The 19,375-nt window shown below is 68.3% G+C and carries 16 protein-coding genes and 1 pseudogene; 4 read left to right on the top strand and 13 right to left on the bottom strand.

Annotated features, from left to right (window positions below):
- Positions 1–212 (bottom strand): annotated as a pseudogene (locus ACM14_RS30765) (efflux transporter periplasmic adaptor subunit); the annotation flags it as partial.
- A gap of 421 nt (positions 213–633) precedes the next feature.
- Here ACM14_RS30765 and ACM14_RS17300 point away from each other — a divergent pair.
- On the top strand, positions 634–1,023 hold the full coding sequence (locus ACM14_RS17300; RefSeq protein ID WP_013803605.1) for a nuclear transport factor 2 family protein: 390 nt from the start codon (positions 634–636) through the stop codon (positions 1,021–1,023).
- Positions 1,024–1,025: 2 nt separating this feature from the next.
- Here ACM14_RS17300 and ACM14_RS17295 read toward each other — a convergent pair whose 3' ends face one another.
- The 9 genes from ACM14_RS17295 to ACM14_RS17255 form a co-directional block, all read right to left on the bottom strand.
- Positions 1,026–1,364, bottom strand: coding sequence for an AzlD domain-containing protein (locus tag ACM14_RS17295; protein WP_065346837.1), 339 nt, complete (start codon positions 1,362–1,364; stop codon positions 1,026–1,028).
- A gap of 5 nt (positions 1,365–1,369) precedes the next feature.
- Entirely contained in the window at positions 1,370–2,062 is a 693-nt protein-coding gene (locus ACM14_RS17290; RefSeq protein WP_065346836.1) for an AzlC family ABC transporter permease, read from the bottom strand.
- A 170-nt stretch (positions 2,063–2,232) separates the two neighbouring features.
- Positions 2,233–3,303, bottom strand: coding sequence for an XdhC family protein (locus tag ACM14_RS17285; RefSeq protein ID WP_043824114.1), 1,071 nt, complete (start codon positions 3,301–3,303; stop codon positions 2,233–2,235).
- 254 nt (positions 3,304–3,557) lie between these two features.
- On the bottom strand, positions 3,558–4,289 hold the full coding sequence (locus ACM14_RS17280) for a CoxG family protein (RefSeq protein ID WP_065346835.1): 732 nt from the start codon (positions 4,287–4,289) through the stop codon (positions 3,558–3,560).
- Positions 4,290–4,327: 38 nt separating this feature from the next.
- Positions 4,328–5,584 (bottom strand): VWA domain-containing protein, encoded by a 1,257-nt coding sequence (locus tag ACM14_RS17275; RefSeq protein ID WP_065346834.1) that lies wholly within the window; start codon positions 5,582–5,584, stop codon positions 4,328–4,330.
- Positions 5,581–6,522, bottom strand: coding sequence for a MoxR family ATPase (locus tag ACM14_RS17270; RefSeq protein ID WP_065346833.1), 942 nt, complete (start codon positions 6,520–6,522; stop codon positions 5,581–5,583). Before ACM14_RS17270 ends, ACM14_RS17275 begins: the two co-directional genes overlap by 4 nt.
- Before the next feature lie 157 nt (positions 6,523–6,679).
- Positions 6,680–7,471 carry a xanthine dehydrogenase family protein subunit M gene (locus ACM14_RS17265; RefSeq protein WP_013803613.1) on the bottom strand — a complete coding sequence of 264 codons (792 nt, stop codon included), beginning with the start codon at positions 7,469–7,471 and terminating at the stop codon, positions 6,680–6,682.
- A 10-nt stretch (positions 7,472–7,481) separates the two neighbouring features.
- Complete coding sequence (locus tag ACM14_RS17260; protein WP_065346832.1) at positions 7,482–9,872, bottom strand: xanthine dehydrogenase family protein molybdopterin-binding subunit; 2,391 nt, start codon at positions 9,870–9,872, stop codon at positions 7,482–7,484.
- A gap of 29 nt (positions 9,873–9,901) precedes the next feature.
- A complete protein-coding gene (locus ACM14_RS17255) occupies positions 9,902–10,378 on the bottom strand; it encodes a (2Fe-2S)-binding protein (protein ID WP_013803615.1) in 477 nt (158 codons plus the stop codon).
- A 280-nt stretch (positions 10,379–10,658) separates the two neighbouring features.
- Between ACM14_RS17255 and ACM14_RS17250 the strand changes: the two genes are divergently transcribed.
- From ACM14_RS17250 to ACM14_RS17240, 3 genes are all read left to right on the top strand, one after another.
- Positions 10,659–11,825, top strand: coding sequence for a helix-turn-helix domain-containing protein (locus ACM14_RS17250; protein ID WP_065346831.1), 1,167 nt, complete (start codon positions 10,659–10,661; stop codon positions 11,823–11,825).
- A 176-nt stretch (positions 11,826–12,001) separates the two neighbouring features.
- On the top strand, positions 12,002–12,610 hold the full coding sequence (locus tag ACM14_RS17245; protein WP_034391292.1) for a TRAP transporter small permease subunit: 609 nt from the start codon (positions 12,002–12,004) through the stop codon (positions 12,608–12,610).
- A 17-nt stretch (positions 12,611–12,627) separates the two neighbouring features.
- A complete protein-coding gene (locus ACM14_RS17240; RefSeq protein ID WP_065346830.1) occupies positions 12,628–14,457 on the top strand; it encodes a TRAP transporter large permease subunit in 1,830 nt (609 codons plus the stop codon).
- A gap of 146 nt (positions 14,458–14,603) precedes the next feature.
- On the opposite strand, the gene ACM14_RS17235 is transcribed toward ACM14_RS17240, so the two are convergent.
- The 3 genes from ACM14_RS17235 to dxs all read right to left on the bottom strand — a co-directional run bounded on the left by ACM14_RS17235 (position 14,604) and on the right by dxs (position 19,178).
- Positions 14,604–15,683, bottom strand: a complete 1,080-nt coding sequence (locus tag ACM14_RS17235) for a TRAP transporter substrate-binding protein (protein WP_034391287.1) — start codon at positions 15,681–15,683, stop codon at positions 14,604–14,606.
- A gap of 284 nt (positions 15,684–15,967) precedes the next feature.
- Positions 15,968–17,050: a TRAP transporter substrate-binding protein gene (locus ACM14_RS17230; protein ID WP_012204166.1), complete on the bottom strand. Its 1,083-nt coding sequence runs from the start codon at positions 17,048–17,050 to the stop codon at positions 15,968–15,970.
- 247 nt (positions 17,051–17,297) lie between these two features.
- Complete coding sequence (gene dxs / locus ACM14_RS17225) at positions 17,298–19,178, bottom strand: 1-deoxy-D-xylulose-5-phosphate synthase (protein ID WP_034391284.1); 1,881 nt, start codon at positions 19,176–19,178, stop codon at positions 17,298–17,300.
- Positions 19,179–19,375: the final 197 nt, after the last annotated feature.

Genomic DNA, 19,375 nt, shown 5'->3' with positions numbered 1-19,375 from the left:
CGGCCGCCTCCCGCACGCCCGCCACCCGGGCCGGGCGCACCGGCCGAGGCCTGCTCTCCCTGCGCCGGCGCCCGCTTGTTCCACCACCACAGCCCGCCCCCCGCCACCAGGGCCAGTGCCACCACGCCCCACATCAGGGCGGGCCGTACCCGGCCGCGCTGGCGTACGCCGTGGGCATCTGCAACAAAGGGGCTGCTTGACAGGCGTTTCATGGTCACTGCGGGAAGTCGTGGGAGGAAACCGTGGGTCCGGCCCCAGAACAGGGAACGGCGGCGGATGCGGCTATGGTAGCCAGTCCCATGCTCTCCAAAACGAGGCAGATCGCCGTTTTACGCAGGCATTACCCCCGCTTTACCCCGGCTTTACCCGCTCTGACCAGGGCGTTTTCGGAACAGGTCGAGCACCCGTCGGCAGGGTCTCAGACAGGGCACGGCGCTCAAAACACTGTTGACCCAGGCACGGCCAATGCGGGGCGCATCAGCCCGAAAGTCCATTGAAAACAAGGCATTGCACTCCAACCCGGCGCAGGTCGCGCCTTGCACCCCGTTGGACTGCACCCCGCGCTTGTGGCTACCATGCGCGGCCGCCGGCCTGCAGGCGCAGGCCGCCATCCATCCGTCCCAGGAGAACACCATGACGACTGCCAACCCACGCCTGACCGACCACCCCGAAGAAGCCGCCGTGCGCGTGCCGCTGGAGCTGTACATGCGCGGCCATGCCGAGGACAACAGCGCCCACATGCGCGCCGCCTTCATGCCCACCGCCCGCATCGAAAGCGTGCGCGAAGGCCCGCTGACCTCCTGGGACATCGACACCTACTGCGCCCGCTTCAAGGGCCAGCCCGCCGCCGACGAGGCCACGCGCCGCCGCAGCATCGACGCCATCGACATCGGCGGCACGGCGGCCAGCGCCAAGATCACCCTGGTGCACGGTGCCATCACCTTCATCGACTACTTCGTGCTGCTTAAAACAGAAGCCGGCTGGAAGATTGCCAACAAGGCCTTCCATGCCCAGCCGCACTGACATCACCAGGGCTTGAAATGGGCCAGCAGGCCGTAGGTCAGCGCACCAGCCAAGGTCGGCATGGCAATGCCTCCCCGCACCAGGCGTGCAAGGCAGATGGCCAGCAGCGCCAGGGCGATCACGGCCACCCGCCCCCAGCGGACATCGCTGGCCAGCAGCCCCCAGGTTGACACCACGAACAGGGCAGCGATGGCAGCGGGCCCGACACCCGCCAGCCACCTCTGCACCTTCCGGGACGCCCGTGCAGAGTGCCCTCTGCGGCGTGCCTGCCACAACGGCAACCAGCGCAGGCAAAAGGTGCCGGCACCGCACAACAGCAAGATCCAGAATGTGTACGACATGGTGATCAGCCCCTATCGGCCGTGGCCGCATGCGCCAGCGCACCGCACAGGATCGCCAGCGCCAGGGCGTGGTAGCTCGGGATGAAGCAAACCAGCACCGCAGCGACAACGGCGGCCGTGAGCACCGCACGCCACCAGCGCAGCACCCCCGCCTCCAGCAGCAGCGCAAAGAACAACGCGGGCAGAACGAAGGCCAGCCCCTCGCGGACGGCTGCCGGCCACCGATCCACCTCGCCCACCAGCGTCACCCCCATCACCGTGCCGCCCACCCAGGCCGCGTAGGCGCCAAGTTGCAAGCCCAGAAACCAGTGCTCGCGCTCGGCCTCTGGCACGCCCTGCATCTTGCTCATGGCGGTGGCAAACACCTCGTCGGTCAGGCCAAAGGCCAACCAGGGTGTGGCCAGGTGCTGCCGCGGCCCCAGCACCACCTGCAGGGCCGGGCCATACAGCACATGCCGCGCATTCATCAACAGCACCGTGGGCAAAGCGGTCCACAGCCCGGCTCCCGAAGCCAGCAACGAAATCAGCAGGAACTGGCTGGCTCCGGCATAGACCAGCACGGAAGCCAGCACGGCAGTGGATGGAGCAAGACCCGCCTGAACGGCCGCCACGCCAAAGGAAAAAGCAATCGGCAGATAGCCCGTCGCCACGGAGAGGCTGGCCGTCAGGCCGGCAGCCAGCGGACGAGCGCCGCTCACGCCGCGCCTCCGAACCATTTCGCCACAGGATTGCCGACAATCGTGCCGGGCAAGCCGGCCTCATTCCCAGCCAAACACATGATCGCCCCCCTCTATGAAAGAAGATCGATCAATATAGCGCCTCAACTCCCGTCACTGCAGGCCCGTGCCACCCGCCTGCGGCGCCCCGTCTAACCCACCCCGCACACCAGCGGCGTGATGCCCTCGGGCCCGTCATCCTCCAGCGGCTGCGGGGGCTGGGCTGCGGCGAGCTTGCCTTCTTCCACGGTCATGCCGCGCGGCAGGGCCACGCCGTTCTTGGCGGCCAGGACCTCGGCCATGATGCTGACGGCGATTTCGGGCGGGGTCTTGCTGCCTATGTACAGGCCGATGGGGCCACGCAGGCGCGCCAGTTGCGCGTCGCCCAGGCCGAAGTGCTCGCTCAGGCGCTGCAGGCGCAGCGCGGTGTTGCGGCGCGAGCCGATGGCGCCCACGTAGAAGGCCGGGGATTCCAGGGCTTCCATGAGGGCCAGGTCGTCGAGCTTGGGGTCGTGCGTGAGGCCGATGATGCAGGTGCGCGCATCGGCGCGCATGGTGCGCACGAGGTCGTCGGGCATCTCGCGCGACAGCTGCACGCCGGCCACGCTCCAGTGGCGGCTGTATTCCTCGCGCGGGTCGCAGACGGTGACCGCAAAGCCGTTGAACAGCGCCATGGTGGCCAGGTATTCGGACAGCTGGCCTGCGCCGATGAGCAGCATGCGGTACTCGGGCCCGAAGCTGTTGGCGACCTGCTGCCCGTCATGCACCAGCGGCTCGGGCGCGTCGCTGACCTGCTGGACGACCTGGCCCGTGGCCTTGTCCACGGTGCGCCGCACCATGCGGCCTTCGTCCAGCCATTGGACGAGTTGCTGCAGCGCAGCAGCGTCGGGATTGAATTCGAGCAGCAGCTCCAGCGTGCCGCCGCAGGGCAGGCCGAAGCGGTGGGCCTCGTCGGCGCTGACGCCGTAGCGCAGCAGCCGGGGCGCGCCGTCTCGCAAGGCGTCGGCGTCTGAGGCGTGGCTGTAGCGGGCGATCAGGTCGTCCTCGATGCAGCCGCCGGACACGGAGCCGACCACGGCGCCCGAAGCCCCCAGCGCCATGATGGAGCCGATGGGCCGGGGCGACGAGCCCCAGGTACGCACCACCGTGGCCAGCAGCGCGCGCTCGCCCTGAGCGCGCCATTGCGCGAGGTGGCGCAGAACATGAACATCCAGGTTTTCCATTGCAAATCTCCACGCCGGCACCTGGCTTGCCTGTGCAGCTGGGCGCCTGGCGTTTTTCGGCGGCTATTGTCTCTCTGCATCAAGAAGGGTGCTGCAGCATGTAAAAAGGGCTTGGTAGCGCAGGGCGAAGCATAGAAGCCACAACAAATCTGAGGCCAGAGACGCCGAGCAAGAGCCGCCTCGCGGCGAGGGCGTCGTCCCCCTCCCGCGAAGCGAGAGAGGGGGAAGCGGCGCAGCCGCTCAGGGGGAGCGCCCTAGTACCGCGAGAGCAGCCAGCCGGCCCCGAGAACGACGACGATGGCCAGCCCCCAGCACCACAGCGGGATGGCGCGGCGCGAGCGTTCCTCGGCCTCGGTGGCCGGTGCGGCATCCAGCGGCGTGGCCACACCGGCTGCGGCGTCGTGCTCCCAGGCCTGGGCGTCCACGGTGGGCTCGATGTGGCCGGTTTCATCGGCCAGGCCGGCAGGCAGGTGGGACAGTTCGGCGGTGTCGCCTGCATCGGCAGGCGCTGCCGGCGCGCGCGGGTGGCGCTGCTGCATCAGCGTGTCGAAGCGCGCGAAGAAGTCGTCGGCCATGTTGCGCGCAGCGCCGTCGATCAGCCGCTGGCCCAGCTGGGCGATCTTGCCGCCGACCTGGGCCTGCACGCTGTAGCTGAGCAGGCAGCGCGGCTGGCCTGCGGCGTCAGCGGGCTCGGGGGTGAGGGTGACGTCGGCCTCGCCCTTGCCGAAGCCGGCCACGCCGCCCTGGCCTTCAAAGGCGATGCGGTAGCGCTCGGGCGGCGTGATGTCGGACAGCGTGACCTTGCCGCTGAACTTGGCCGATACCGGCCCCACCTTGACCGCCATGCCCACGGCGTACTGGTCATCGCCCAGGGGTTCGAAGCGGTCGCAGCCGGCCAGGCAGGCCTTGAGCGTTTCGGGATCGTTGAGCGCCTCCCAGGCCTGCTGCTGGCTGACGGCAAGGGAACGGCTGGCTTGCATTTCCATGGCAATTCCTTTCTGCGATGGGGGTGGCCGCAAGCGGCTCAGCGGCCTGGCGCCGCCAGCAGCCGCGCCAGGTGACCGGCCAGTTGCTGCAGCGATTCCAGGTTGTGTACCGCAAGCATGGCATGGGCATGACGATGCAGCACGGCTGCCCCCTGGGCCAGTGGGGCATACCCGTCAAAGCGCAGCAGCGGGTTGAGCCACAGCAGCCGCGCGCTGTGGCGGCGCAGCCAGGCCAGTTCGCGGTCCAGCTCGGCGGCATCGCCGGTGTCCAGGCCGTCGCTGATGATGAGCACCAGGGTGCGCCGGCCCACCAGGCCTGAAACCCGGTGGCGCGCATGCAGGCGGCGCAGTTCGCCCAGGCTGCTGCCCAGGCGCGTGCCGCCGCCAAAGTCGGCAATGGCGGCGTTGGCGCGCTCGAGCATGGCGTCGGTATCGGCCTGGGCAAAGGCCGGGCCCAGGTCGCGCAACTCGGTGCCGAAGCTGAAGACCTGGCGGCGCAGGCCCGCATGGCGCTGCGTGCTGGTGGCCGCGTGCAGGAAGGCCAGCAGCAGCCGCGCATAGCGCTCCATGGAGCCCGAGACATCGACCAGGGCCAGCCAGGGCAGCGGCAGGCGCCGCCGTTCGCGTCGCAGCAGCTGCAGCATTTCGCCACCATGGTGCGATGCCGCACGCAGGCTGGCAGCCCAGTCGGGCACCGCGCCGCGCTGGCCGGTGCGCGTGCGGCGGCTGCGGTAGCGGGGCAAGGGAAGGGCAATGTCCCTGGCCAGGCGCTGCACCAGCAGGTATTCGCTGGCGCTGAGCTGGTTGAAGTCGGCATGGCGCAGGCGGTGGCGCTCGCTGGCCGTCATGGCGGCGTCCAGCTTCAGCTCTTCATCGACGGCGGCCCTACCCTCGCCTTCCTGGCGGGGCGACAGGGCTTCCTGCACGCGCGGGCGGTGGCGCGGCGCGGACGGCCGGGGCGCCTGCGGCAGCAACTGGGCCAGCAGTTGCCGGGCCACGTCGGGATTGCGGAAGTAGGCGTCGAACAGTTCGCGGAACACGGCGCGGTCCTGGGCGTTGCTCACAAATACGGCCTCCAGCGCTGCGGCCATGTCCTCGCGCGCCAGGCCGACCAGGGTCAGGGCCTGCTGGGCCAGCGCCATGCGCCCGCCATCCACGGGCACGCCCGCGCGGCGCAGCGCACGCGCAAAGCCGACCAGGTTGCCAGCCAGCTTGCCGCTGCGCGCATCGCCCAGCCAGCTGGTGCGCTCGCCCCCATCGGCGGCACCGGCCGCACCGGCTGCCCCAGCCGTCACGGCGCGGGCTCCGGCGCCAGCAGTTGCTGCAGCCGCTCGGGCGTGAGCGCGGCCACGTCCTCGCGCTGCTTGAAGAGGATGCCGGCCGTGTCGTGCACGACTTCGGGATCGACCACCAGGGTGTCCAGCGCCACCAGGGCCTTGGCCCATTCCACGCTTTCGGCAATGCCGGGCACGCGCTGGAAGGCGTCGGCAAAGGGCTGGCTGCGCAGCCGCCCCACGAAGCTTGCCACCTGGGCGGTCAGGGCCTGCCCGGCCCCGGGCACCAGGGCGCGCACGATGGCCAGCTCGCGCTCGCGCCCGGGATAGTCCAGCCAGTGGTAGAGGCAGCGGCGCTTGACGGCGTCGTGCAGGTCGCGCGTGCGGTTGCTGGTGAGCACGGTCACGGGCGGCACGCGCGCCGCCACCGTGCCCAGCTCGGGAATGCTGACCTGGTACTCGCCCAGGTATTCGAGCAGGAAGGCCTCGAAGGGCTCGTCGGCGCGGTCGATCTCGTCGATCAGCAGCACGGCGCCGGGCTCTGGCTGCTGCAGGGCCTGCAGCAGCGGGCGGCTTACCAGATAGCGCTCCTGGTAGACCTCCTGCTCGGCGCGCTGCATGCGGTCCCGCTCGGGTGTGGCCGCGGGCTGCGCCGAGGCCAGCTCGGCCGCGCGCAGGTGCAGCAGCTGGGCCGCGTAGTTCCATTCATACAGCGCCTCGCGCTGCTCCATGCCGTCATAGCACTGCAGCCGGATCAGGCGGCGCTCCAGCACGCGCGCCAGCGCCTGGGCCAGCGCGGTCTTGCCCACGCCGGGCTCGCCCTCCAGCAGCAGCGGCCGCTGCAGCCGCAGGGCCAGGAAGACGGCCGTGGCCAGGCGACGGTCGGCGAAATAGCCTTCGGCCTGCAGCGCGGCGACCAGGGCGTCTATGGAGGCGATGGCTTGCTCGGGAACCTTCATTCAGTCCTTATCCAATCGTCATGGAACTGCGCTTCGTCTGCGCTGCGCAAAACTGGCGCAATCCAACTCAGGGACACCGAGGAAGGGCCGCCCCGCACCGAGGGTGTCGTCCCCCTTCAAGGGGGAAGGCGCGAAGCGACTCAGGGGGTCACCATAGTCACCCCAGCATCTGCGATACCGCACGCTGCGTCTGCACGCTGATCAACTGCGCCCGGTAGCGCGCGCTGGCATGCAGGTCGCTGTTGAGGTCGGCATGGTCGATCAGCACCTGGGCGGCCGCGTCGGGCGTGAAGCTCTGGTTGAGCGCGGCCTCCAGCCCCGCATGGCGGAACACGCTGAGCCCGGCGCCCGTGATGGCCACGCGCACGCCGCTGTCGGTCTGGGCGACGAAGACGCCCACCAGGGCGAAGCGCGAGGCGGGCTGCTTGAACTTGAGGTAGGCGGCCTTCTTCGGCACGGGAAAGCGCACGGCCGTGATCAGCTCGCCGCTGCCCAGCGCCGTGGTGTACATGCCCTGGAAGAAGTCGTCGGCCGCGATCTCGCGCCGGTCGGTGACGACGGTGGCGCCCAGGCCCAGCACGGCGCTGGGGTAGCAGGCAGCGGGGTCGTTGTTGGCCAGCGAGCCGCCGATGGTGCCGCGCGCACGCACCTGGCGGTCGCCGATGCCGCCGGCCAGCTCGGCCAGGGCCGGGATGGCGGCCTGGACCTGCGGGTTGGCGGCCACGTCGGCATGGCGCGTCATGGCACGGATTTCCACGGTCTGGCCGTTGACGGCAATGCCGGCCAGGCCCTGGACGCGGTTCAGGTCCACGATCTGTTCGGGCCGCGCCAGGCGCAGGCGCATCGATGGCAGCAGGCTCTGGCCGCCGGCCAGGTACTGGCCGCCCTGCGCGGCCAGCGCGGCGGCGTCGGCCGTGGTGCCCGGGGCTTCATAGGTGAATGCGTACATGGCGCTCTCCTCAGGATGTGGCTGCGGCGTCGATGGCCGACCAGACACGGTGCGGGCTGGCCGGCATGTCCAGGTCCCTGACACCCAGGGGATGCAGTGCGTCGAGCACGGCATTGATGACGGCGGGCGGCGAGCCGATGGCCCCCGCCTCGCCGCAGCCCTTGGTGCCCAGCGGGTTGTGCGTGCAGGGCGTGCAGACGGTGCCGAGCTTGAATTCGGGGAAATCGTCGGCGCGCGGCATGGCGTAGTCCATGAAGCTGCCGGTGAGCAGCTGGCCGGTCTCGCGGTCGTAGACGCAGTTTTCCAGCAGCGCCTGGCCTATGCCCTGGGCCACGCCGCCGTGCACCTGGCCCTCGACGATCATGGGATTGATGATGGTGCCGAAGTCGTCCACGGCGCTGAAGCGGTCCACGCGCACCACGCCCGTGGCCGGGTCCACCTCGACCTCGCAGATGTAGGTGCCTGCGGGGAAGGTGAAGTTGGTGGGGTCGTAGAAGGCGGTTTCGTTGAGGCCGGGCTCCAGCTTGTCCAACGGGTAGTTGTGCGGCACATAGGCGGTGAGCGCGATCTGGGCAAAGGGGATCTTCTTGTCCGTGCCGCGCACCGTGAACTCGCCGCCCGCGAAGTCGATGTCGGCGTCGCTGGCCTCCATCAGGTGGGCCGCGATTTTCTTGGCCTTGGCCTCGATCTTGTCCAGCGCCTTCATGATGGCCGCGCCGCCCACGCTGATGGAGCGCGAGCCATAGGTGCCCATGCCGAAGGGCACACGGCCCGTGTCGCCGTGGACGATGTCCACGTTCTCCACGGGTATCCCCAGGCGCGCGGCCACCACCTGGGCAAAGGTGGTCTCGTGCCCCTGGCCATGGCTGTGCGAGCCCGTGAACACGGTGACGCTGCCTGTGGGGTGCACGCGCACCTCGCCGCATTCGAACAGGCCTGCCCGCGCGCCCAGGGCGCCCGCGATGTTGCTGGGCGCCAGGCCGCAGGCTTCGATGTAGCTGCTGTAGCCCAGGCCGCGCCTGAGGCCCCGCGCCTCGCTGTCGGCCCGGCGCGCGGCAAAGCCGGCCACGTCGGCCAGGGCCTCGGCCTTGTCCATGCAGGCGCCATAGTCGCCCACGTCGTACTGCAGGGCCACGGGCGTCTGGTAGGGGAAGCTGGTGACGAAGTTGCGCCGCCGGATCTCGGCCTGGGTCAGGTTCAGCTGCCAGGCGCAGCGGCTGACCAGGCGCTCCAGCAGGTAGGTGGCCTCGGGCCGGCCCGCGCCCCGGTAGGCATCGACGGGGGCGGTGTGGGTGAACCAGGCATCGACTTCCACATAGACCTGGGGCGTGGCGTACTGGCCGGCCAGCAGGGTGGCATAGAGGATGGTGGGCACGGCGCTGGCGAAGGTGCTCAGGTAGGCGCCCAGGTTGGCATCCGTGTGCACGCGCATGGCCAGGAACTTGCCGCTGGCGTCCATGGCCATCTCGGCATGGCTGACGTGGTCGCGGCCATGGGCGTCGGTGAGGAAGGACTCGCTGCGGTCGGCCGTCCACTTGATGTTGCGGTTGAGCTTTCGCGCACCCCAGGTCAGGCAGACATCCTCGGCATACAGGAAGATCTTGGAGCCGAAGCCGCCGCCCACGTCGGGCGCGATCACGCGCACCTTGTGCTCGGGCAGGCCCATGACGAAGGCCGTCATCAGCAGCCGCTCGACGTGCGGGTTCTGGTTGGCCACGTACAGCGTGTACTCGTCATTGGCGCGGCTGTAGCTGCCGATGGCCGCGCGCGGCTCCATGGCATTGGGGATCAGCCGGTTGTTGACCAGGTCCAGCTGGGCGATGTGGGCGGCACCGGCGAACACGGCATCCACGGCGGCCTTATCGCCGATGGCCCATTTGTAGCAGTGGTTGTCGGGGGCGATGTCATGCACCACCGCGCCGGGCACGCTGCCGGCCGCCGCGTCGGCCACCAGCACCACGGCAGGCAGCGGGTCGTAGTCCACCTCCACCAGCTCGGCCGCGTCGCGCGCCTGCTCCAGCGTCTCGGCCACGACCATGGCGACCTGGTCGCCCACGTAGCGCACGGTGTCCAGCGCCAGGATGGGATGCGGCGGCTCCTTCATGGGCTCGCCATTGGTGCTGGTGATCAGCCAGCCGCAGGGCAGGCCGTTGATCTTGTCGGCCGCCACATCGGCGCCCGTGAGCACGCCGATGACGCCGGGCGCGGCCTTGGCCGCATCGGTGGAAACGGAGCGCACACGCGCATGCGCGTGCGGCGAGCGCACGAACACCGCATGGGCCTGGGCGGCCAGCGCGATGTCTTCGGTGTACTGGCCCGCGCCCGTGAGAAAGCGGTAGTCCTCCTTGCGCTTGACGGGCTCGCCGATGTGGGGGAGCTTGGAAAAGTCGGATGCACCCATGGCTGTCTCCTTGTGGTGACCTGCGGCGCTCAGGCCGCAGGTCCTGCCATGGCCTGGCTGCCCTTTTTCACGGCAGCCACGATGTTCTGGTAGCCCGTGCAGCGGCACAGGTTGCCCTCCAGCGCCTCGCGGATCTCGCGATCGCCCGCGCACGGCTGGCGCTGGCACAGGTCCACGGCGCTCATGACCATGCCCGGCGTGCAAAAGCCGCATTGCAGGCCGTGGCACTCCTTGAAGGCCGCCTGCATGGGGTGCAGGCCGCCGTCGATATCCGCCAGCCCTTCGATGGTGCGCACCTCGCAGCCCTCGGCCTGCACGGCCAGCATGGCGCAGGACTTGACGGCGTGGCCGTCGACGATGACGGTGCAGGCCCCGCACTGGCTGGTGTCGCAGCCCACATGCGTGCCGGTCAGGCGCAGGTGCTCGCGCAGCGCATGCACGAGCAAGGTGTTGGGAGGAACATCAATGCGCTGCGCGCGCCCGTTGACGGTGAGCTGGACATTCATCGTGCTGTCTCCTGCCTGTGATCGGCGGTGATCTGGAACGTGGGGGAACGCCGGAAACCTCGCCTGCCATGGTCGCCCTGCCCGCAGGCGCCCGTTCTAGGGTTGACCCGCAAGCCCGGGCCGGGCGGCGCGGATATTCTCAAAATGACACAGTTGCCTGCGCAGCCTCCGCCATCAGCGGCCGGGTCTTCGCCTGCGCCCGCTTCTGCGCCCCGCTTCTGCACCCGCCTGCCAGCCCGTTCGCAATCCCTTGCCAGCCAGCCACAGGAGTTCCCGCCCCATGTTCGCCCTGAGCCCCGACGCCGCGCAGCCCTGCCCCGCCGATCCGCGCCACCAGCAGGTCGCCCGGGCCCGCAGCCTGGTTTTCGGCGATCAGGCGCTGGCCGGTTCACCGCCCGGCATCGCACCCTGGCTGTGGCGCTCCTGGCAGCGCTGCCTGGCGGCAGGCCGCCGCCCGGACGAGCGCGTGGTCTACGAAGCATTGGGGCCGCATGCGCTGCGCCAGACCCGTGATGGCCATGAGGTGCTGCTGCAGGCCGCGCGCCCCGTGATGGCCCAACTGGTGGGCGCCGTGGGCGCCATGCACTACTTCAGCCTGCTGACCGATGCACGCGGCACGGTGCTGGAGGTGCAGGGGCCGCTGGAGCGCAGCGACATCCGCGTGCAGGCCATCGCCCGCGTGGGCGTGGACCTGTCCGAGCAGGGCGTGGGCACCACGGCCATTGGCGCGGCCCTGGCCGAGCACAGCCCCGTCTGGCTGCACCGGGCCGAGCATTTCTTCGAGGCCAACCGCCACTACAGCTGCGCGGGTGCGCCGCTGTCCGGCCCGGACGGCCGCTGCCTGGGCATGCTGGACATCACGGGCGTGGACGTGCCGGAGCGGCCCGAACTCATGCACCTGGCGCTGCGCTGCGCCCGCGCCATCGAGGACCGCCTGCTGCGCGCCCTGCCCCATGCCCTGCTGCTGCACCTGAACTGGCCCGGCGGGCCGCTGGGCCAGGAGGGCGAAGGCCTGCTGGCCGTGGACGCCGAAGGGCATGTGGCGGGCAGCAATACCCTGGCCCGCCAGCTGGTGCCCCAGCCGCTGTCGCTGCCGGGCCAGCCGCTGCACTGCAGCGAACTGCTGGCCATGCCCTGGACGGCGCTGGTGGACCATGCGCGCCAGCGCCCCAACGAGCCGCTGCGCCTGCCGCTGTGGTCGGGCCTGCGGCTGCAGGCCCTGGTGCAGCCCGGCCCCCAGCTGCGCCAGCTGCTGCCTGCGCTGGGCACGGCAGCGCTGGCCACAGCCGCCCAGCCCAGCCCGCTGCGCGCCAGCGAGGGCGTGCTGATCGAGCAGGCCCTGCAGGACGCCCAGGGCAATGTGACCCGGGCCGCCCGCGCGCTGGGCATCAGCCGCGCCACGCTGTACCGCAAACTGGGGGCCCGCAAGCCACACACCACCACTTGAACGGGACGTTTCCTCGGGTTCACACGGATTTCTTTTAGGGGGAGCAGGCCGCCTGCGGCGGTCGGGTCTCCGTAGAATCGACGGCTTTGGTCCATGCGCCGACAAGAGCGCTGCGCGCCGGCCTACAGGCTGGCGTACGGCGACGGACCCAATACAGCCTACTTTTTGGAGACACCATGCAGGCTTTGCTCAAATTCTCAAGGGGGGTCGACTGGCTCAACAGCCTGGTCGGGCGATGGCTTATCTGGCTAATCCTGGCCTCCACGGTCATCAGCGGCATCAATGCCATCGTTCGCAAGGTGTTGCACACCAGCTCGAACGCCTACCTCGAAGTGCAGTGGTACCTGTTCGCGGCCTCCTTCCTGCTGGCCGCCGGCTACACGCTGCTGCAGGGCGAGCATGTGAAGGTGGATGTGATCGCCAGCCGCCTGTCCAAGCGCACGCAGATCTGGATCGACATCTTCGGCTTCGTCTTCTTCCTGACCCCCATGGCGCTGGCCATCCTGTGGTTCGGCACGCCGTTCGTGATCCAGGCCATGCAGACCGGCGAGATGTCGGGCAACGCAGGCGGCCTGGTGCGCTGGCCCGTCTACCTGATGATCCCCATCGGCTTCGGACTGCTGCTGCTGCAGGGCATGTCGGAGCTGATCAAGCGCATCGCCTTCCTGAAGGGCCTGATCGACGATCCCACGGCCAAGAAGGGCGAGAAGACCGCCGAGGAAGACCTGGCCGACGCCCTGCGCGGGCTGGCAGGTGCCAAGGACAAAAGCGGGCAAAGCGCCTGATCGGGGAAACAGACATCATGGAATTCGTGATCCACAACCTGGCCCCGATCATGTTCGCGGGGCTGATACTTTTCCTGCTCGTGGGTTTTCCCGTGGCATTCAGCCTGGGCGCCTGCGGCCTGTTCTTCGCCTTTGTCGGCATCGAACTGGGCGTGCTGCCCGAAGCCCTGCTGCAGGCCCTTCCGCTGCGCATCTTCGGCATCATGCAGAACGAGACGATGCTGGCCATACCGTTCTTCACCCTCATGGGGCTGATACTGGAGCGAAGCGGCATGGCCGAGGACCTGCTGGAGACCGTGGGCCAGCTCTTCGGCCCCGTGCGCGGCGGCGTGGCCTTTGCGGTGATCTTCGTGGGCGCGCTGCTGGCGGCGACCACGGGCGTGGTCGCGGCATCGGTGATCTCCATGGGCCTGATCTCCCTGCCCATCATGATGCGCTACGGCTATGACCGCCGGGTGGCCTCGGGCGTGATCGCGGCCTCCGGCACGCTGGCGCAGATCATTCCGCCGTCCCTGGTGCTGATCGTGCTGGCCGACCAGCTGGGCCGCAGCGTGGGCGACATGTACAAGGGCGCCTTCCTGCCGGGCCTGATGCTGACGGGCTGCTATGCGCTGTTCATCGTCGTGCTGGCCATCTTCAAGCCCGCCATGGTTCCCGCCCTGCCGCCCGAGGCGCGCACGCTGCGCGAGCCCAATGGCAATTCCGGCCTGCCTTCCACCCTGGTGCTGACCGTGCTGTGCGTGGCCGCCTCCATCGTGGTGGGACAGTACATGCCCCAGCTGCACACCTGGTGGTCCGGCGAGGTGGTCGAGAAGGTCGCGCTGGACGAGACCATCGTGGTGTCCATGTGCTTCGGCGTGGCCCTGGCCTTCATCGCCGCCATGTTCAACAAGCTCACGGGCCTGCACCTGCTCAGCCGCATGGCCGAGCGCGTGACCTTCGTGCTGATCCCGCCGCTGCTGCTGATCTTCCTGGTGCTGGGCACCATCTTCCTGGGCGTTGCAACCCCCACCGAAGGCGGCGCCATGGGCGCGCTGGGCGCGGCCATCATGGCCTTCGCTCGCGGCCGCCTGAACATGGACCTGCTCAAGCAGGCGCTGATGTCCACCACCAAGCTGTCGTGCTTCGTGATGTTCATCCTGATCGGCGCGACCATGTTCGGCCTGACCTTCCAGGGCGTGGACGGCCCCAAGTGGGTGGAGGAACTGCTGGTGTCCCTGCCCGGCGGCGAGATCGGCTTCCTGATCGTGGTCAACATCATGATCTTCGTGCTGGCCTTCTTCCTGGACTTCTTCGAGCTGTCCTTCATCGTCGTGCCGCTGCTGGCCCCCGTGGCCGACAAGCTGGGCATCGACCTGGTCTGGTTCGGCGTGCTGCTGGCCGTGAACATGCAGACCTCGTTCATGCACCCGCCCTTCGGCTTCGCGCTGTTCTTCCTGCGCAGCGTGGCCCCCGCCAAGGCCTACGTGGACAAGGTCACCAAGAAGATGACCGAGCCCGTGACCACCATGCAGATCTATGCAGGTGCCATTCCCTTCGTGGTGCTGCAGCTGTTCATGGTGGCCCTGATCATCATCTTCCCCGGCATCGTCTCCAGCGGGCTGGACAAGAAGGTGGAGTACGACCTGGACAAGGTGCGCCAGGAGATGGAGGCATCCATGCCCGAGGCCATCGACTTCAACGACCCCATGTTCAACGGCGACGGCGCGAACCAGCCGCCTGCCCCCGGAGCAACGCCTGGCGAGCCCTCGGCCCCGGGCAGCGAGGACGATGCACTCAAGGCGCTGCAGGACCAGTTGCAGCGCGAGCAACCGGCAACGCCGGGCGAGAGCAAGTCCGGCAGCTGATCGCAGGCTCCCTCAAGGGCAGCAAAGGCCCCGCAACCGCGGGGCCTTTTTTCGTTCGGGCCCCGGCGTGCGCCGGTCCCCTGCGCGCATGAAAAAAGCCGGGCAGTGCCCGGCTTTCCTGCATGACGCCCGAGGGCGCCGCGACTTCACAGCTTTTGCGCCGACATGAAGGCGTCGTAGCGCGCCTCGGCAAAGCGGAACCACAGCACCTCGTCGCGCTGGAAGTTGCGGTAGTCGCCGTAGATCTTCTTCCACGCAGGGTTTTTCTCGGCCAGCTCCGCATAGACCGCCATGGTGGTCTTGTAGGAAGCATCGAGCACGGTCTGCGGGAAGGCCAGCACCTTGGCCTTGCTGGCCACCAGTTGCTTGAGCGCGCCGGGATTGCGCGCGTCGTAGCGGGCCTGGGTGACCACGTGGGCCTCGTGCGATGCGGCCTGCACCATGGCGCGCTGCTCGGGCGTCAGCGCGGCCAGCGCCTTCTGGTTCACGTAGAACTCGAGGTTCAGGCTGCCTTCCCACCAGCCGGGGTAGTAGTAGAACGGAGCGACCTTGTTGAAGCCCAGCTTGAGGTCGTCATAGGGGCCGATCCATTCGGCCGCATCGATGGTGCCCTTTTCCAGCGCCTGGTAGATTTCGCCGCCCGGGATGTTCTGGGGCACGCCGCCCATGCGCTCGATGATCCGGCCCGCGAAGCCGCCGATGCGGAACTTCAGGCCCTTGATGTCCTCGGGTGTCTTCACCTCCTTGCGGAACCAGCCCCCCATCTGTGCGCCCGTGTTGCCGCCCAGGAAGTTGACGATGCCGTATTCGGCATAGAACTCGCGCATCAGCTTGCCGCCGTTGCCGTCCACGATCCACGCCGTGAGCTGGCGCGAGTTCATGCCGAACGGAATGGCGCCGCCAATGGCAAAGGCCTCATTCTTGCCAAAGAAGTAGTAAGGCGCCGTGTGCGCGATCTCCACCGTGCCGTTCTGCACGCCATCGACCACGCCGAAAGCGGGCATCAGCTCGCCGGCCGCATGCACCGAGACCTCGAACTTGCCGCCCGACATCTCCTTGATCGCCTTGGAGAACACCTCGGCCGAGCCGTAGATGGTGTCCAGCGAGCGCGGGAAGCTCGACGCCAGGCGCCAGCGTATTGCCGCCTGAGCGTGAACGGCCGGTGCCGCTGCGGCAGTCAACACACCGGCCAGACCGGCGTGCTTGAGTGCTTTTCTTCTGTCCATCACTGTCTCCTCCTGGTTCGCTCTGCTTGAGAGCATTCAAAAAAGGCCGGACTGCTCTTGGCAGCCCGGCCCACATACATCCTCGGAACAAAAAAGCCCCCACGCTACCCTTGCTGCGCAAGGTCCGCTGCCCCCCAGGGGGGCCGCTTTTTGCCTTGGGGCGGCCCGGCGGCAAAAAAGCCCGCCGTCCCCGCTGCATTTCGCAGAGGGGACGCGGGCTTGGCCTGCAGGCTTGGAAGGCATGGACCGTCCTTGTGCGTACTGCTGGCTGGGGAGACCTGGCCTTACAGCTTGGCCGTGGTCATGTAGCTGTTGTAGCGGAACTCCGAGAAGCGCTCCCACAGCAGCTGGTCGCGCTGGAAGGTGCGCAGGCTCTGGTTGATCTTCTTGAACATGGGCGACTTGGCGTCATGCTCGGCCATGATCTCCATGACGGCCTTGTAGCCGGCATCCATGAAGTCCTTGGGGAAGGCCTTGAGCTGGGTCTTGTCGGCCACCAGCTTCTTGAGCGCCACGGGGTTGTTGGCGTCGTACTTGGCCGTCATGTCGCGTGCCGCCACGTTGCAGGCTGCATCGACCATGGCCTTGTACTCGGGCGACAGGGCCGCATACGCCTTGGTGTTGATGAAGAACTCCAGCTCGGCGCCGCCTTCCCACCAGCCGGGGTAGTAGTAGTAGGGAGCGACCTTGTTGAAGCCCAGCTTCTGGTCGTCGTAGGGGCCCACGAATTCCACGGCATCCAGCGTGCCCTTTTCGAGCGCCTGGTAGACCTCGCCCACGGGCATGTTCTGCGCGACCACGCCAAGCTTGAGCATGGCGTCGCCGAACAGGCCGCCGCCCAGGCGCATCTTCAGGCCCTTGAGATCGGCCACCGACTTGATTTCCTTGCGGAACCAGCCACCCATCTGGGTGCCCGTGTTGCCTGCGCTCTGGCTCTTGATGTTGTACTGGGCATAGAACTCGTCCATGAGCTTGCGGCCGCCGCCGTGCTCCATCCAGGCATCCATCTGGCGGGCGGTCAGGCCGAAGGGCACGGCGCAGCCGAAGGCGAAGATGTAGTCCTTGCCGGTGAAGTAATAGGGCGCCGTCAGCGCCATCTCGATGGTGCCGTTCTGGATGCCGTCGACCACGCCGAAGGCGGGCATCAGCTCACCGGCCGCATGCACCGAGACTTCGAACTTGCCGCCCGACATCGCCTTGAGCGTCTTGGAGAACATTTCGGCCGAGCCGAAGATGGTGTCCAGCGACTTGGGAAAGCTCGCAGCCAGACGCCAGCGGATCGCCTCCTGGGCATGGACTGCGGGTGCGGCTCCCACAGCCAGCACGCCAGCGATTCCCGCATGTTTGATGATCGAACGACGGTCCATGAATGTCTCTCCGCGATGTGTTGTGTCAGTCAGAAAAAGCCCCCGCGCCCCCTTGCTGCGCAAGGTCCGCGGCCACCCCGAGGGGGCGCTTTTTGCCTTGGGGCGACCCGGCGGCAAAAAAAACGCACGTTCGCACGTGCATTCACACTGTATCAGGTGGTATCGATTCTAAAAACGCCGCAAAGCAAGCGCGGACGGGGTTTTCCCCCGCGTAGTTCTGCTCGGCTGGCCGGCTGCCCGGCGCCGCTCAGGCCACCGCGCGCTCGGGTGCCAGATGGGCGCGCACCGAGGCCTCGATGCCCGCCGCATCCAGGCCCTGCAGGGCCAGCAGCTTTGCGGGATCGCCGTGCTCGATGAACTCGTCGGGCAGGCCCAGCTGCAGCAGCTGGCGCGTGATGCCCGCGGCCTGCAGCGACTCGGCCACGGCGCTGCCTGCGCCGCCCATGATGCAGCCCTCTTCCACGGTGACGATGAGCTCGTGCGTGGAGGCCACCTGGCGCAGCAGTTCCTCGTCCAGCGGCTTGGCCCAGCGCATGTTGACCACGGTGGCGTCCAGCGCCTCGGCCGCGGCCAGGGCCGGGTACAGCAGGGTGCCGAAGGCCAGGATGGCGACCTGCTTCTTGGCAGACTCGCGGCGCACCTCGCCCTTGCCGAAGGGCAGGCCCTCCAGGCTCTCCAGTGGGGCCACACCCACGCCCGCCCCACGCGGGTAGCGCACGGCCACGGGATGGTCCTGCTCGTAGGCGGTGGTGAGCAGCTGGCGGCATTCGCGCTCGTCGGCCGGGCAGGCCATGCTCATGTGCGGAATGCAGCGCACGAAGGCGATGTCATACGCACCTGCGTGCGTGGCGCCATCAGCGCCGACCAGGCCTGCGCGGTCCAGCGCAAAGACCACGGGCAGCTTTTGCAGCGCCACGTCGTGGATCAGTTGGTCGTAGCCGCGCTGCAGGAAGGTCGAATAGATGGCGACGACGGGCTTGAGGCCCTCGCAGGCCATGCCGGCCGCGAAAGTGACCGCATGCTGCTCGGCAATGCCCACGTCGTAGTAGCGGCCCGGAAAGCGCTTGTGGAACTCCACCATGCCCGAGCCCTCGCGCATGGCGGGGGTGATGCCCACCAGGCGCTGGTCCTTGTCCGCCATGTCGCACAGCCAATGGCCGAAGACCTGGGTGAAGGTCTGCTTCGGGGGCGTGGCCGGCTTGACCAGGCCCACGCTGGGATCGAACTTGCCGGGGCCGTGGTAGGCCACGGGATCGGCCTCGGCCAGCTTGTAGCCCTGGCCCTTCTTCGTGACCACGTGCAGGAACTGCGGGCCCTTGAGGCTCTTGATGTTCTCCAGCGTGGGGATCAGCGAATCGAGGTCATGCCCGTCGATGGGGCCGATGTAGTTGAAGCCGAAGTTCTCGAACAGCGTGGCCGGCACGACCATGCCCTTGGCCTGCTGCTCCAGCCGCTTGGCCAGCTCCAGCAGCGGCGGCACCTGCTTGAGCACGCTCTTGCCCATGTCGCGTGCCTTGGCGTAGAACTGCCCGCTCATGAGCTGGGCCAGGTAGCGGTTGAGCGCGCCCACGGGTGGGCTGATGCTCATGTCGTTGTCGTTGAGGATGACCAGCAGGTTGGCATCGGTCACGCCGGCGTTGTTCAGCGCCTCGAAGGCCATGCCGGCCGTCATGGCGCCGTCGCCGATGACGGCGATGGCGCGGCGGTCCTCGCCCTTTTGCTTGGCAGCCAGAGCCATGCCCAGGGCGGCCGAGATGCTGGTGGAGGAGTGCGCCGTGCCGAAGGTGTCGTACGGGCTCTCGGCGCGCTGCGGAAAGCCCGACAGGCCGCCGAACTGGCGCAGCGAGGCCATGCGCTCGCGCCGGCCCGTGAGGATCTTGTGCGGATAGGTCTGGTGGCCCACGTCCCAGACCACGCGGTCGTAGGGCGTGTCGAACACCGCATGCAGCGCTACCGTCAGCTCCACCGTCCCCAGGTTGGAACTCAGATGCCCGCCGGTCTTGGAGACGCTGTCGAGCACATAGGCACGCAGTTGCTGGGCCAGGGTCTTGAGTTCGGCACGCGACAGACGCCTCAGATCCGCGGGATCGTCGATGGTCTGCAGCAGGGAGTAGGTGTTCGTGGTCATGCTAGATATCTTGATGGCCGCAAGACCATCGCCCATATTTTCGTATCAGTTGCCTGTGGCATCGAACGCCACCCTTGCAAGTGGCGCGTCCCCACCAAGGGACACCGAGCAAGGGCCGCCCCGCAGCGAGGGTGTCGTCCCCTTCCCCCGCGAAGCGGGTAGAGAGGGGGAAGGCGCGAAGCGACTCAGGGGGTGCT

The organism is Delftia sp. JD2, assembly GCF_001682645.1.
GTDB lineage: Bacteria > Pseudomonadota > Gammaproteobacteria > Burkholderiales > Burkholderiaceae_C > Comamonas > Comamonas acidovorans.
This window is presented reverse-complemented; position numbering and strand designations above follow the sequence as displayed.

Bases quoted from the DNA above. Each gene is read 5' to 3' on its own strand.
- ACM14_RS17250 (WP_065346831.1), top strand. From the start codon at position 10,659: ATGTTCGCCCTGAGCCCCGACGCCGCGCAGCCCTGCCCCGCCGATCCG.
- ACM14_RS17280 (WP_065346835.1), bottom strand. From the start codon at position 4,289: ATGGAAATGCAAGCCAGCCGTTCCCTTGCCGTCAGCCAGCAGCAGGCC.
- ACM14_RS17230 (WP_012204166.1), bottom strand. From the start codon at position 17,050: ATGGACCGTCGTTCGATCATCAAACATGCGGGAATCGCTGGCGTGCTG.
- ACM14_RS17245 (WP_034391292.1), top strand. From the start codon at position 12,002: ATGCAGGCTTTGCTCAAATTCTCAAGGGGGGTCGACTGGCTCAACAGC.
- ACM14_RS17260 (WP_065346832.1), bottom strand. From the start codon at position 9,872: ATGGGTGCATCCGACTTTTCCAAGCTCCCCCACATCGGCGAGCCCGTC.
- ACM14_RS17240 (WP_065346830.1), top strand. From the start codon at position 12,628: ATGGAATTCGTGATCCACAACCTGGCCCCGATCATGTTCGCGGGGCTG.
- ACM14_RS17300 (WP_013803605.1), top strand. From the start codon at position 634: ATGACGACTGCCAACCCACGCCTGACCGACCACCCCGAAGAAGCCGCC.
- ACM14_RS17270 (WP_065346833.1), bottom strand. From the start codon at position 6,522: ATGAAGGTTCCCGAGCAAGCCATCGCCTCCATAGACGCCCTGGTCGCC.
- ACM14_RS17265 (WP_013803613.1), bottom strand. From the start codon at position 7,471: ATGTACGCATTCACCTATGAAGCCCCGGGCACCACGGCCGACGCCGCC.
- ACM14_RS17285 (WP_043824114.1), bottom strand. From the start codon at position 3,303: ATGGAAAACCTGGATGTTCATGTTCTGCGCCACCTCGCGCAATGGCGC.
- dxs (WP_034391284.1), bottom strand. From the start codon at position 19,178: ATGACCACGAACACCTACTCCCTGCTGCAGACCATCGACGATCCCGCG.
- ACM14_RS17235 (WP_034391287.1), bottom strand. From the start codon at position 15,683: ATGGACAGAAGAAAAGCACTCAAGCACGCCGGTCTGGCCGGTGTGTTG.
- ACM14_RS17255 (WP_013803615.1), bottom strand. From the start codon at position 10,378: ATGAATGTCCAGCTCACCGTCAACGGGCGCGCGCAGCGCATTGATGTT.
- ACM14_RS17295 (WP_065346837.1), bottom strand. From the start codon at position 1,364: ATGTCGTACACATTCTGGATCTTGCTGTTGTGCGGTGCCGGCACCTTT.